General features: G+C 66.1%; 13 protein-coding genes. 4 read left to right on the plus strand and 9 right to left on the minus strand.

Annotated elements, in window-relative coordinates:
- Positions 1-9 precede the first annotated feature (9 nt).
- From BLQ70_RS01570 to BLQ70_RS01590, 5 genes are all read right to left on the minus strand, one after another.
- Positions 10-657 (minus strand): riboflavin synthase, encoded by a 648-nt coding sequence (locus BLQ70_RS01570; RefSeq protein WP_061964035.1) that lies wholly within the window; start codon positions 655-657, stop codon positions 10-12.
- Positions 657-1754, minus strand: a complete 1098-nt coding sequence (gene ribD / locus BLQ70_RS01575; RefSeq protein WP_170843277.1) for a bifunctional diaminohydroxyphosphoribosylaminopyrimidine deaminase/5-amino-6-(5-phosphoribosylamino)uracil reductase RibD — start codon at positions 1752-1754, stop codon at positions 657-659. Before ribD ends, BLQ70_RS01570 begins: the two co-directional genes overlap by 1 nt.
- Before the next feature lie 85 nt (positions 1755-1839).
- The gene (gene nrdR, locus BLQ70_RS01580; protein WP_061964039.1) at positions 1840-2334 is read right to left on the minus strand and encodes a transcriptional regulator NrdR; all 495 of its coding nucleotides are present in this window, start codon (positions 2332-2334) and stop codon (positions 1840-1842) included.
- 41 nt (positions 2335-2375) lie between these two features.
- The gene (glyA, locus tag BLQ70_RS01585; RefSeq protein ID WP_061964041.1) at positions 2376-3674 is read right to left on the minus strand and encodes a serine hydroxymethyltransferase; all 1299 of its coding nucleotides are present in this window, start codon (positions 3672-3674) and stop codon (positions 2376-2378) included.
- A 121-nt stretch (positions 3675-3795) separates the two neighbouring features.
- The gene (locus BLQ70_RS01590; RefSeq protein ID WP_091855545.1) at positions 3796-4260 is read right to left on the minus strand and encodes a helix-turn-helix domain-containing protein; all 465 of its coding nucleotides are present in this window, start codon (positions 4258-4260) and stop codon (positions 3796-3798) included.
- Between the two features lie 68 nt (positions 4261-4328).
- Between BLQ70_RS01590 and BLQ70_RS01595 the strand changes: the two genes are divergently transcribed.
- The 3 genes from BLQ70_RS01595 to BLQ70_RS01605 all read left to right on the plus strand — a co-directional run bounded on the left by BLQ70_RS01595 (position 4329) and on the right by BLQ70_RS01605 (position 6716).
- Entirely contained in the window at positions 4329-5540 is a 1212-nt protein-coding gene (locus BLQ70_RS01595; RefSeq protein ID WP_091855546.1) for an MFS transporter, read from the plus strand.
- A gap of 165 nt (positions 5541-5705) precedes the next feature.
- On the plus strand, positions 5706-6059 hold the full coding sequence (locus BLQ70_RS01600; protein WP_139163472.1) for a hypothetical protein: 354 nt from the start codon (positions 5706-5708) through the stop codon (positions 6057-6059).
- 273 nt (positions 6060-6332) lie between these two features.
- A complete protein-coding gene (locus BLQ70_RS01605; RefSeq protein ID WP_091855548.1) occupies positions 6333-6716 on the plus strand; it encodes an Ig-like domain-containing protein in 384 nt (127 codons plus the stop codon).
- Positions 6717-6792: 76 nt separating this feature from the next.
- Here BLQ70_RS01605 and BLQ70_RS01610 read toward each other — a convergent pair whose 3' ends face one another.
- From BLQ70_RS01610 to BLQ70_RS01625, 4 genes are all read right to left on the minus strand, one after another.
- Complete coding sequence (locus BLQ70_RS01610) at positions 6793-8037, minus strand: L,D-transpeptidase family protein (RefSeq protein WP_061964051.1); 1245 nt, start codon at positions 8035-8037, stop codon at positions 6793-6795.
- A gap of 302 nt (positions 8038-8339) precedes the next feature.
- Entirely contained in the window at positions 8340-8852 is a 513-nt protein-coding gene (ldtR, locus tag BLQ70_RS01615) for a transcriptional regulator LdtR (RefSeq protein ID WP_061964053.1), read from the minus strand.
- A 230-nt stretch (positions 8853-9082) separates the two neighbouring features.
- A complete protein-coding gene (locus tag BLQ70_RS01620; protein WP_091855549.1) occupies positions 9083-9523 on the minus strand; it encodes a DUF6163 family protein in 441 nt (146 codons plus the stop codon).
- A gap of 2 nt (positions 9524-9525) precedes the next feature.
- The gene (locus BLQ70_RS01625) at positions 9526-10581 is read right to left on the minus strand and encodes an enoyl-CoA hydratase/isomerase family protein (protein WP_091855550.1); all 1056 of its coding nucleotides are present in this window, start codon (positions 10579-10581) and stop codon (positions 9526-9528) included.
- A gap of 223 nt (positions 10582-10804) precedes the next feature.
- On the opposite strand from BLQ70_RS01625, the gene hemB reads away from it, so the two are divergent.
- A complete protein-coding gene (gene hemB / locus BLQ70_RS01630; RefSeq protein ID WP_061964060.1) occupies positions 10805-11854 on the plus strand; it encodes a porphobilinogen synthase in 1050 nt (349 codons plus the stop codon).
- The last annotated feature ends 62 nt before the right edge of the window (positions 11855-11916 follow it).

The raw sequence follows: 11916 nt of genomic DNA on the forward strand, positions 1-11916 counted from the left end.
TCGGGCTCGTTACCCTTGCGGGCGCGCCTCCGCAAGCCGCGCGGCATACCGTGCCATCAGATCGACCTCGACATGAACGGAGTCACCCTCCTTGCGCTCCCCCCAGGTGGTGACCGCGAAGGAGTGCGGGATCAGCAGCACGGTGAAGACATCATCCTCCACCGTGTTGATGGTGAGCGAGGTGCCGTCGAGGCAGATCGAGCCCTTGGTCGCGATGAAACGCTCCAGCCCCTGCGGGGCGCGGATGTGGAAGCGTGCCGTCGCCCCCCAGGGCTCGTCGGGGTCGGGCTCGATCGCGTCGATCTTCAGGATGCGGCCGGGGCCGTCGACATGGCCGACAACAAGATGGCCGCCGAGTTCGTCGCCAACCTTGAGCGAGCGCTCGAGATTGATCCGCGTGCCCGGCTCCCAGGTGCCGACGACCGTCTTCGCCAGCGTCTCGGCTGCAGCCTCGACCTGGAAGATGCAGCCGGGCTCGCCATCCGTGCGGGCGCGCAATGCGGTGACGGTGAGGCAGACGCCGGCGCAGGCGATCGAAGCGCCGATCGCGATGCCTTCGGCCTCATAGGGGCAGGCGATGGCGAGGCGCTTGAGGCTCGGCCCCTTGCGCTGCGCCTCCACGACCTCGCCGATGGCGGTGACGATGCCGGTGAACATCAGCCTCTCCTCTCGAAATGCTCGAAACGGTCGTGACCGATCTGACCGACCTCGACAAGGGCGTATAGATCGGGGTCGGCCAGCGCAGCGGCAAGCCCCGGACGCACGGCAAGGATGCCGGGCTGCCCCAGCGTTTTCGGAGAGGTCGAGACGATGACCTCATCCGCCAGACCCGCGAGCGCCAGCTTCTCGCCTATGCGCGGGCCGCCTTCCGAAAAGACGCGGTTGATCCCGCGTGTGCCGAGCAAGGTCAGCGCCTCGCCGAGATCGAGATGGCCGTCGGACCCCAGCGAGACCCGCATGACCTCGACGCCGGCTTCGACCAGCGCCTGTTCCGGCTCGATCGGAGCGGTCTCGGCCGCGATCACCCAGACGGGAACCTCATGGGCCGTGCGGACGAGCTTCGAGGTTAGGGGCAGGCGCAGATGGGTGTCGAGGATGACGCGGATCGGCGAGCGATCCGCCATGCCGGGCAGGCGCACGGTGAGCTGCGGGTCGTCCGCAAGGACCGAGCCGATGCCGAGCATGATGACATCGTGATGCGCGCGCTGGAGATGGACCCAGCCGCCGGCGACCGGGCTCGATACGGCGAGCGGAACGCCCCCTGCTCCGCCGGCATAGCCATCGGCGGTGCGGGCGATCTTGAAGGTCACCATCGGGCGGCCTTGCGTGATGCGCGTGAGATAGCCGCGATGGGCCTGCCGCGCCTCCTCCTCCAGCACGCCGACAGTGACCTCGATGCCGGCTGTGCGCAGCAACGCATGGCCGAGCCCGGCGATGAAGGGGTTGGGGTCGGACATCGCGGAGACGACGCGCTTCACGCCCGACAGGATGGTGTGTTCGACGCAAGGAATGCCGCCGCGCACCGAGCGATGCGAGCAGGGTTCGAGCGTGACATAGAGCGTGCCGCCCATCGAGGCAGCGCCGGCTCGCGAGAAGGCATGCGCCTCGCCATGCGGGCGACCGCCGGGCTGGGTATGGCCACGCGCGACCACCACGGGACCGTCCGGCGTATCGCGGGTAATGATGGCGCCGACAGACGGGTTCGTCGAAGTCGTGCCGAGACCCCGCGCGCCATAGGCGATCGCCTGGCGCATGAAGGCGCGGTCGATCGCAGATTTTTGTTTTGGCGCATTTTCCCGATGCGAAGCGGTGCCCGCTTCGCGCGAAAACGCTCTGGGATCAGTCATCGGCGCGCGGCGGCGGGGCGGAGATGCCCTCCTCGTCGATGGTGCCGAGCTGGCCGAGCAGTTCCTCGAAATCCTTCGCCTCGCGGAAGTTCTTGTAGACCGAGGCGAAGCGGACATAGGCGACGTCGTCGAGGCCTTTCAGCCCCTCCATCACCAGTTCGCCGACGGTCGAGCTCTGGATCTCCGCCTCGCCCGAGCTTTCGAGCTGGCGCACGATGCCGTTGACCATGCGCTCGATCCGCTCCGGCGTGACCGGGCGCTTGCGCAGGGCATGCGCGATCGAGATCTCCAGCTTGTCGCGGTCGAAGGGCGTCCGCCGGCCCGAACGCTTCACGACGGTGAGCTCCCGCAACTGCACGCGCTCGAAGGTGGTGAAGCGGCCGCCGCAATCGGGGCAGACCCGGCGGCGGCGGATCGAGGCGTGATCGTCGGTGGGACGGGAGTCCTTCACCTGCGTGTCGAGGGAGCTGCAATAGGGACAGCGCATTCCGGTTCGCCAGCCTTTCTCAGAGCCCCTTCAACGAAGCCTCAATAGATCGGGAAGCGCGCGGTGAGCGCCTTGACCTTGGCGGTCACAGCCTGCTCGACAGCGGCATTGCCTTCCTCGCCATTCTGGCTGAGGCCGTCCAGCACCTCGGCGATCAGTTCGCCGACCTGCTTGAACTCGGCGATGCCGAAGCCGCGCGAGGTCGCCGCCGGCGTGCCGAGGCGGATGCCGGAGGTCGTCATCGGCTTCTCGGGGTCGAAGGGGATGCCGTTCTTGTTGCAGGTGATATGGGCGCGGCCGAGCGCAGCTTCCGCCGCCTTGCCGGTCAGCTTCTTCGAGCGCAAGTCGACCAGCATCAGGTGGTTGTCGGTGCCGCCGGTGACGAGGTCGAAGCCCTTCGACTTCAGCGTTTCGGCCAGCGCCTTGGCATTGGCGACGACGGCGTGGGCGTAGGTCTTGAACTCCGGCTGCAGCGCCTCGTGGAAGGAGACCGCCTTGGCCGCGATGACATGCATCAGCGGGCCGCCCTGGATACCCGGGAAGATCGCCGAGTTGAACTTCTTGGCCAGAGCCTCGTCATTGGTCAGGATCATGCCGCCGCGCGGGCCGCGCAGGGTCTTGTGCGTCGTGGTGGTGACGACATGGGCATGCGGGAACGGCGAGGGATGCGCGCCGCCGGCGACGAGCCCGGCGAAATGCGCGATGTCGACCATGAAATAGGCGCCGACCTTGTCGGCGATCTCGCGGAAGCGGGCGAAGTCCCAGTGACGGGCATAGGCCGAGCCGCCGGCGACGATGACCTTCGGCTTGTGCTCGACGGCAAGCCGCTCCATCGCGTCGTAGTCGATCATCTGGTCGACCACGCAGACGCCGTAGGAGACGACGTTGAACCACTTGCCGGACTGGTTGACCGGCGCGCCGTGGGTCAGGTGACCGCCGGCGGCGAGGTCGAGGCCCATGAAGGTGTCGCCCGGCTGCATCAGGGCCATGAAGACGCCCTGGTTGGCCTGAGAGCCGGAGTTCGGCTGAACGTTGGCGTAAGTGCAGCCGAAGAGCCGGGTGGCGCGCTCGATCGCGAGCTTCTCGGCGATGTCGACGAACTGGCAACCGCCGTAATAGCGGCGGCCCGGATAACCCTCGGCGTATTTATTGGTCATCACCGAGCCCTGCGCCTCGAGCACGGCGCGGGAGACGATGTTCTCGGAGGCGATCAATTCGATCTCGTCGCGCTGGCGACCGAGCTCCAGGTCGATCGCGCGGGCGATCTCGGGATCGGCGTCATGCAGCGAAGCGCCGAAGAAGGAGTTCGAGAGGTGCTTGTTCAGCGCGGCGTCGGTCATGTCCGGCTCCTGAAGTTCAACGGCCGGTGGGCGCCCGGCTTCGTCGCGGCTCCCCTATCATGCGGCGGAGGGCTGTCCAAGCGATAGATCGCGCGCGGGAAAAGCTGCATCGCCGCAGCGGTCAATTGCCCGGAGCGCGCCGCTTCGACAGCATTTTCTTCTCCTTCTCCGGCCGGGACGGCGTGTAGGCGAGCTGGCGGCGCGACGCCGTGCGCAACAGCGCCCGGAAGGTCGGGCATTCCAGGTGAGTCGGCGCACGGCAATCCGCAACATGGCGCAGAGCATCGCGCAGGGTCCTCAGCCCGACCATCTGCCGCTGGAGCTCGTCGGCCCGGGCCCGCAACTGCTCGCGCGGGATGTTCGGCTTTCCGTCCGCGCCGAACATCGCGGCGATCTCCTCCAGCGAGAAGCCCGCGGTCTTGCCCAGCCCGATCAGCGACAGCCTGAGCAGGACATCGGGGTCGAACTGCCGCCGAAGGCCGTGACGCGCCTCCGAGCGAATGAGCCCGACCTCCTCGTAATAGCGCAGGGTCGAGGCCGGCACGCCCGAGCGCTCCGCGACCTTTCCAATATCCAGCAACAGCATGCTTGACCTCAAGTCGACTTGAATTCGTAGGCTCTGCCGAACGCATGAATTCGGCAAGAGGAAAAATCATGGAAAGCATTGTTACAACACGAGAAAGCCCGATCTGGGTGGACTCGCGCGCCATCGCCCTGCTGATGGCCGCATCGCTCACCACCATGGCGAACGCGACGATCAGCCCCGCGCTTCCGGGCATCGAGCGCCTGTTCGCCGACGACCCCAACGCGGCGCTGCTGACGCGGCTCCTGGTGCCGGCGCCCTCGCTCAGTGTCGCTCTGTTTGCACCGCTCGCGGGTTTCGCTGCCGACCGGATCGGCCGGCGTGCGATGCTTCTCGTCGGCGTCGTGCTGTTCGTGATCGCGGGCAGCGCCGGGCTTGTCCTGCCCGACCTGCCGTCGATCTTCGCAAGCCGTCTCGTGCTCGGCGTCGCCGTCGCGCTGATCATGACGGCGCAGACCGCGCTGATCGGCGATTATTTCACCGGCGACGACCGCAACGCGCTGACCGGCCTGCAGATTTCGGCGCGGAATTTCGGCGGGCTGGTCTTCATTTCGCTGGCCGGCTGGGCGGCGACGCTGTCACCTCGCCTGCCCTTCGCGATCTACGGGCTGGCCGCAATCTTCCTGCCGCTGATGTGGCTGGCCATCGTCGAGCCGCCGCGCGTCGCTGCCGCGACGGGCGCGATGCCTGCCAGCGACCATGACGGACACCCGTCCTGGCGCGGCCTGCTCGCTGGGCTCGTCCTGCTGCAGGGCGCGACGAACATGATCTTCTTCCTGATGCCGACGCAGATCTCGTTCTTCCTGGAGGCTCGGGGCTACGAGAGCGCGGTCATGACCGGGACGGTCCTCGGCCTGCTGATGATCTCCGGCGGCTGCACCGCCCTGCTCTACCGGCATGTCCGGCGGGCGAGCGGTGCGGCGGGCGTTTTCGCGATCGGCTACGCCGCGATGGCGCTGGGCTTCCTGCTCCTGTCGCGCACGGCGTCGCTGCCGGGTCTGTTTGCAGCGGCGCTCCTGATCGGGGCCGGCTATGCGCTGGTTTCGCCGAGCTTCGTCGCCATGGCGCTCGATCTCGCGCCCCGGCGCTCAAGGGGCATGGCGGGAGGCATCCTGACCGCGTCGATCTTCATCGGCCAGTTCTGCTCGCCTCTGGTCAGCACGCCCCTGATCGCCGCCCATGGGTATGGCGAACTGTTCCGCGGGACGGCCTGGCTTCTGACGATCATGGCGCTTGCAGCCCTGCTGGCGAGATTCGGGGCGATCGTCCGCTCGAAGCGTTGATCGTCCTCTCGCAAGATGAGGAGCGGTCGGCCGGCTCCCCTCCTGCCCGCATCGCAGGAGCCGGAACCGGACGTCGACGCAAAGACATCGGGCCGCCATCATGGTTAACGATTTATGGCTTGCAGCTTGCTGCGCATGACCTAGCGCAACACTGGATGCCTCTCGATGACACAGAACGCCCCAAAACAGAACGCGAGCCGTGTTCCGACTTCGACTCTACCGATCTCCAAGCAAGTCAGGAAGGTATTGCTCGGCAGCGCGAGCGTCTTCGTCCTGTCGATGCCGCTGATCAGCCAGGATGCCGCAGCCGAAGGATGGCAGGTGACCACGCAATACTACCCGGGCGGCTCGACCAGCGTCCATCGCTGGTTTGACGGCGACGGCGACGGCAGCATCACGCGCCTCGGCAACCCCGCGCCCCGAAACAACTGCCCCGTCCCGGCCTTCGAGGTCATGAATCCAGGGCCTGGAGAAGCGCGCTGCGTCGGTTACGTCATGCCATCCTGGCTGACGCGCTGAAGCCTGCCGGCGCCGGCCTCGGAAGCAACCGGCACAGCTCAATCGCAGTGGAATATCTCATTGAGCCGCCTCTGGCCTGTCCTGTCGTAGAGTGAGGCAGTCAAGATCTCCGCCTTGCCAGCATCCTTGGCGGCGAACCTGCTATTGAGCGGGCGATAATCCCTTCGCTGCCAGCCCTGCATTTCCGTCGAGGCCCCTCAACCTCACGAAATGCTTGCCGTTGCTCCTCTCCTGCCCGAAAGTAGTCTCCGTATAGATTCAGGGAGGAAAGATATGCGCGTTCTCATCACCATGATCACCTTCGTCGCCGCCGGATATGCCGCGCTTTCGTCTGCCCAAGCCGCCTGCACCGGAACCAACGGAAGGGGCTGGGGCACCGGTAACGGGGCCGGCCAATTCGGGATGAGCATGGCGGACAAGACGTGCCGCATAAGCTTCCCGGGTGTGATCAACGAAACCGCCAAGACGAGAATCCCGGCAACCCAGGTCACCGTCACCAGAGCACCCGGCTCGGGCAAGGTCGCTGTGACAAGGAGCGGACTGACCTACACGCCCAACAAGGGTTTCCAGGGCAGCGACACGTTCTGCACCAGCAACACCACGCCGAAGGTACCGGGCGTCACCCTTTCGGGATGCATCACAGTCACCGTGCGCTAAGCCCCGCGAAGCCGCTCTCAAAGAAAAACCCGCCGGATCACCGGCGGGTTCGAAAAGCACAGCCGAAACCGGAGCGTCAGATGTCCTGATCGCCCTGCAGCGCCGCGACCGGCGCCGGCCCGAGGCCGTCCTTGTTGTAGATGTCGTCGCGGAACTGCACGCCGCCATCGGGCGTGGCCCAGGCAGTGATATAGACCCAGTAGCACGCCACCGGATCGGCGATGCGGGCGTTGACGCGCTGGCCGGACTGGATCGTCTCGTCGATCTTGGCGCGATCCCAGCCAGGCGTGTTCTTCAGGAGCCAGGCGACGTAGTCGCGCACGTTCTGGACACGCATGCAGCCCGAGGAGACGAAGCGATAGTCGTCGCCGAAGATGCCCTTCGACGGCGTGTCGTGCATGTAGACACCGTGCGGGCTCGGAATGTTGATGCGCACGAAGCCGAGCGAGTTGAACTCGCCGCCCGGGTCCTGCCGGAAGGTGTAGCGCGTCGCCTCGTCGGAATTCCAGTTCACGCTGGCGGGCGAAATCTCGCTGCCGCTGGACGAGATGATGCGGATCTTGTTCTCGGTTAGATAGCCCGGCTCCTTGCGCATCTTCGGGATCAGATCCTTGCGGATGATCGAGGCGGGAACCGTCCAGGTCGGATTGAAATTGACTTCGGGGATCCGCGTCTGGAGCAAGGGCGACTGGCGGTCGATCTTGCCGACGCCGGCCGCATGGCGCGTCGCGACATGGCCGTTCTCGACGGTTTCGACCATAGCGGCCGGGATATTCGCCACGACATAGCGGCCGCCGAGATTGCCGGACCAGCTACGCAGCCGAACGACATTGGTCTCGAGCTGGCGGATACGGCGGTCGATCGGCACGTTGAGGGCAGCGACGGTCGCACGATTGATCGCGCCCGTCGTCGACAGGCCGACGCGCGACTGGAAGCGGCGCACGCCCGCCTCGACATAGGAATCATAGATGTTGCTGTCGCCGGCCGCGGCATCGAGATCGCCGGTGATGATCAGGCGGCGACGCAGGGTCACGACACCCTGCCCCTTGGCGCCCACGCCCATGCGATCGGGCAACTGGACCTGCGGCCAGCCGCCGCGCGCGGCGAGGTCACGATAGGCCACGATCGCCTGCTCGGTCGCCTGCAGAGCCTCGGCCGACAGCATCGGCGTCGAGGATCGCGCCACGGCATTGCGCGCGCCGGCATCGTAGCTCTGGCGCCACTCGGCCTGCTGGGCGAGCGCCGGTGCAGCGGCGACCGTGGCGGCGCCCGAAAGCAGGGCCAGCACCGTTTCGCGGCGGGTCAGGCTCAATTGCGACATCTCTTCCCTCTTCAAGGCTTCACGCTTGCAACGCAGGCCACAAGAAAACGTCGCCTGATGGGGCGACGCTGGCGACGCAATGGTGCGACGGCGACCTCTCGGCGATCGACGGTGTCCTAGCACAGTTAACGAGGCGTGATGACAGAGGCGATTTTAGGGCATGGCCACGTTTTGCCGCATGCATGGCAGCAAAACCACAGTCGAGGCTCATCACCGACCGAAAACGCGCCGGCGCGACCGGGACGTCGTCCCAGCCGCGCTCAGGCAGGCGGATATGATGCGGTCAGGAAAACCGCTTTATCTCAGAGCTTGTAGCGGATCTGGTCGGTCCAGAAGCGCTCCAGGCGCAGCAGGGCGTTGTTCATCCGCTCGAAATCATCGGCCGCGATGCCGCCGATCTGTTCGACCGTGCGGACATGCTTGTCGTACACGCCCTTCACGATATCGTGCACGCTCGCGCCCTTCTCGGTCAGGCTGATGCGAACCGAGCGGCGGTCGATGCGCGACCGGGCGTGGTGGAGATAGCCGAGCTCGACCAGCTTCTTGACGTTGTAGGAGACGTTCGAGCCGAGATAGTAGCCGCGGGTCCGCAACTCGCTGGCCGAGAGCTCGGCATCGCCGATATTGTAGAGCAGCAGCGCCTGCACGCTGTTGACGTCGTCACGGCCGCGGCGCTCGAACTCATCCTTGATGACGTCGAGCAGGCGGCGATGCAGACGCTCCACCAGCGTGAGGGACTCAAGATAAAGAGGCTTCACGTTGAGATCTGCATCACCAGTCTTGGCAACCTCAGAAGTCTTGACGCTCGCTTTCATGGTATATCCCGCCTGTTGTGTGTCGGCCAGGATTTGTCTCCCGGTCCGCTTCTGAAACACACCATAAGCTGGACCGGATGAAAACGAGTTTAAATATCAGGATGAATCAGGGATTTACCCCTTTGGGTGAATCGTAAGTGAAGCCAGAAACGCTTAAGCTAAAGCGATTCTTACCATGACTCGGCGCAATCGACCGGCCGCGCGTGGTGGCCGGGCTGTCGCGGCACCCGCTATTCCGCCTCGTTCTCGGCCGCCCAGGTCGCCAGGAAATAGACGGCGATCAGCCCGATATAGAGGCCGACGAGCCAGGCCGTCATCGGCACGAAGCGCGGGAAGAGGAAGCCGAGCAGCATCTGGCTGATCGCGGCCAGCAGCCAGAGCACGCCACCCCAGGTCGAGGTCAGCCAGAGGCCGACGGCGGCGACGAGGTCGATCACCGCGAAATAGACGATGATCGCCTGATAGCTCAGCAGGCGGTTCTCGAAGGGCGGCTGCGGGTTTCCGGGCAGGCCGAAGATGACGGCCCAGGCCGTCAGTCCCTTGGCGAGCCAGAAGGCCGAGAGCAGGCGCAGGAACCAGACGAGGACGAGCCGCCACCGGTTCGCCTGCTTGCCTTCGGCCTCGCCCGTCCCGGTGCCGCGCAGGGCCTCGCCGTTTCCGCCCAAACCCAAGCTCAGCCCTCCAGCTTCAGTTCACCGGTGCCGAGCGGCGCGAAATAGGCAGCGATAGCGGCCGGATCGACCGCATCGAGCGTCGATGGCTGCCAGCGTGGCGCCTGATCCTTGTCGATCACCACGGCGCGCACGCCCTCATAGAAATCATGGCCGCGGGCGATGCGCGAGACGATGCGGTATTCGGTGCGCATCGCTTCCGCGAAACCGAGGCCGCCGCCGCGGCGCATCTGCTCGAAAGCGATGGCAACGCTGGTCGGCGATTTGACCGCGATGGTCTGCAGCAGCTTGCCGGCAAAGCCACTTCCGCTTTCCGCAGCCTGGCGCAGGCGCTGGATCACCTCCGGCAAGGTCGCTGCCGTGAAGGCCTCGGCCATCATCGCCCGCTCGCCGTGCAGGGGGCCCGGCCCGCGCTGCAAGGTGAAGCCGGCGAGAATATCGTCGATCGCGCCCGGCCGGGTCAGCGCATCCGCGAGTTCCGCCATCCGCTCGCTGGGCACGCCATGGGTCGCCAGCCCGGACGAAATCGCATCGGCCGCGCCGACGCGCTCGCCGGTCAGGGCCAGGAAATTGCCGAAGCCGCCGTCGAGACGCGGCAAGGCATAGGTCGCGCCGACATCCGGGAAGAAGCCGATGCCGACCTCCGGCATGGCGAAGAGATAGCGGTCGCCGGCGATGCGGTGGCTGCCATGCAAGGAGATGCCGACGCCGCCGCCCATGACGATACCGTCGATCAGCGCGACATAGGGCTTGGGATAGGTCTTGATGCGGTGGTTGAGGATGTATTCCTCGCCCCAGAAGGCGAGCATCTCGTCATGCCGCCCGGCCTTGCCGCAATCATGCAGCCAACGGATATCGCCTCCGGCCGAGAAGGCCTTCTCGCTGGTGCTGATGACGACGACACGCGCGACCTGCGGATCGTGCTCCCAGGCGTCGAGCGCACGGGCGAGCTCGCGGACCATGCCGAGGCTCAGCGCGTTCAGCGCCTTCGGCCGGTTGAGCACCACGACGCCGGCGGCGCCGCGAATCTCGCAGATGATCTCTCGATCCTGAATCATGTCCGATCCCGCTTCGATGGGCTGCGGTTCTGGAAGGCGGGGCAAGGCTTGTCAACGCGATGGATCTGCGGGCGGCGGGCGGCCATGACTGAGGTGACGCCGGCAAACTTGCGACCATGCGCCCTGTTTTGGAATCGTTCCGATGTGTTATGGAAAGCGTCGGCCGGTTTCGCCCGCATGACGAAAGCCGCGCCTGTACCGATTATCGCTTGAGGCAATTGCCATGGAATCCCGGGTCGTGCGGCCTTTCCCCACTCCCCTGTCCCGTCAGGACGAGGCGCCTTCGCTCGGCCTGACGCGCCGCATGCGGCGCAACCGCAAGGCGGACTGGTCGCGCCGGCTGGTGCGGGAATCGGCGCTGACGACCGACGACCTGATCTGGCCGATCTTCCTGATGGATTCGAGCGAGGCCCGCTCGCCGGTGGAATGGATGCCCGGCGTCGACCGGCTCAATATCGACGAGGCCGTGCGCCAGGCAGCCGAGGCGGCCGCGCTCGGCATCCCCGCCATCGCGCCCTTCCCCTTCGTGGACAAGGCCCTGCGCGACCCGACCGGCTCGGAAGCGCTCAATACCGGCAACCTGATGTGCCGCGCCGTGCGCGCGATCAAGCGCGAGGTGCCGGGGATCGGCATCATCTGCGACGCCGCGCTCGACCCTTACACCTCGCATGGCCATGACGGCGTCATGGAGGGCGAGCGCGTCCTCAACGACGCCAGCGTCCAGATCCTCGTCGGACAGGCGCTCGCGCTCGCCGATGCCGGGGCCGACGTCATCGCGCCCTCCGACATGATGGACGGGCGCATCGGCGCGATCCGGGCCGCGCTCGACGGCGACGGCCATGAGGACGTGCAGATCATGGCCTATGCGGCGAAATACGCTTCGGCCTTCTACGGCCCGTTCCGTGACGCGATCGGCACCAATGCCACGCTCGTCGGCGACAAGCGCACCTACCAGATGGACCCGGCCAATTCCGACGAGGCGATCGCGGAAGTGATGCTCGATCTCGAAGAAGGCGCCGACATGGTCATGATCAAGCCCGGCCTGCCCTATCTCGACGTGGTGGCGCGGGTGAAGGACCATTTCCGCGTGCCGACCTTTGCCTACCAGGTCTCCGGCGAGTACGCGATGATCATGGCCGCCGCGAACAATGGCTGGCTCGACGGCGACAAGGCGATGCTGGAGAGCCTGCTCGCCTTCAAGCGCGCCGGGGCCGACGGTGTGCTTACCTATTTCGCGCCGCGCGTGGCGAAGAAGCTGAAGGCCGGCGCGTAACGGGTCATCCCGCACGCGCTGCGGCACGATAGTGCTGCGCAGATGCGGGACCGTGCTCCGGA

The organism is Allobosea robiniae (assembly GCF_900102525.1).
GTDB classification, from domain to species: domain Bacteria; phylum Pseudomonadota; class Alphaproteobacteria; order Rhizobiales; family Beijerinckiaceae; genus Allobosea; species Allobosea robiniae.

Excerpts from the sequence above, each read along its gene's own strand:
- hemB (WP_061964060.1), top strand. The coding sequence starts at position 10,805 with ATGGAATCCCGGGTCGTGCGGCCTTTCCCCACTCCCCTGTCCCGTCAG.
- BLQ70_RS01605 (WP_091855548.1), top strand. The coding sequence starts at position 6,333 with ATGCGCGTTCTCATCACCATGATCACCTTCGTCGCCGCCGGATATGCC.
- BLQ70_RS01595 (WP_091855546.1), top strand. The coding sequence starts at position 4,329 with ATGGAAAGCATTGTTACAACACGAGAAAGCCCGATCTGGGTGGACTCG.
- BLQ70_RS01625 (WP_091855550.1), bottom strand. The coding sequence starts at position 10,581 with ATGATTCAGGATCGAGAGATCATCTGCGAGATTCGCGGCGCCGCCGGC.
- glyA (WP_061964041.1), bottom strand. The coding sequence starts at position 3,674 with ATGACCGACGCCGCGCTGAACAAGCACCTCTCGAACTCCTTCTTCGGC.
- ribD (WP_170843277.1), bottom strand. The coding sequence starts at position 1,754 with ATGCGCCAGGCGATCGCCTATGGCGCGCGGGGTCTCGGCACGACTTCG.
- ldtR (WP_061964053.1), bottom strand. The coding sequence starts at position 8,852 with ATGAAAGCGAGCGTCAAGACTTCTGAGGTTGCCAAGACTGGTGATGCA.
- nrdR (WP_061964039.1), bottom strand. The coding sequence starts at position 2,334 with ATGCGCTGTCCCTATTGCAGCTCCCTCGACACGCAGGTGAAGGACTCC.
- BLQ70_RS01570 (WP_061964035.1), bottom strand. The coding sequence starts at position 657 with ATGTTCACCGGCATCGTCACCGCCATCGGCGAGGTCGTGGAGGCGCAG.
- BLQ70_RS01590 (WP_091855545.1), bottom strand. The coding sequence starts at position 4,260 with ATGCTGTTGCTGGATATTGGAAAGGTCGCGGAGCGCTCGGGCGTGCCG.
- BLQ70_RS01600 (WP_139163472.1), top strand. The coding sequence starts at position 5,706 with ATGACACAGAACGCCCCAAAACAGAACGCGAGCCGTGTTCCGACTTCG.
- BLQ70_RS01610 (WP_061964051.1), bottom strand. The coding sequence starts at position 8,037 with ATGTCGCAATTGAGCCTGACCCGCCGCGAAACGGTGCTGGCCCTGCTT.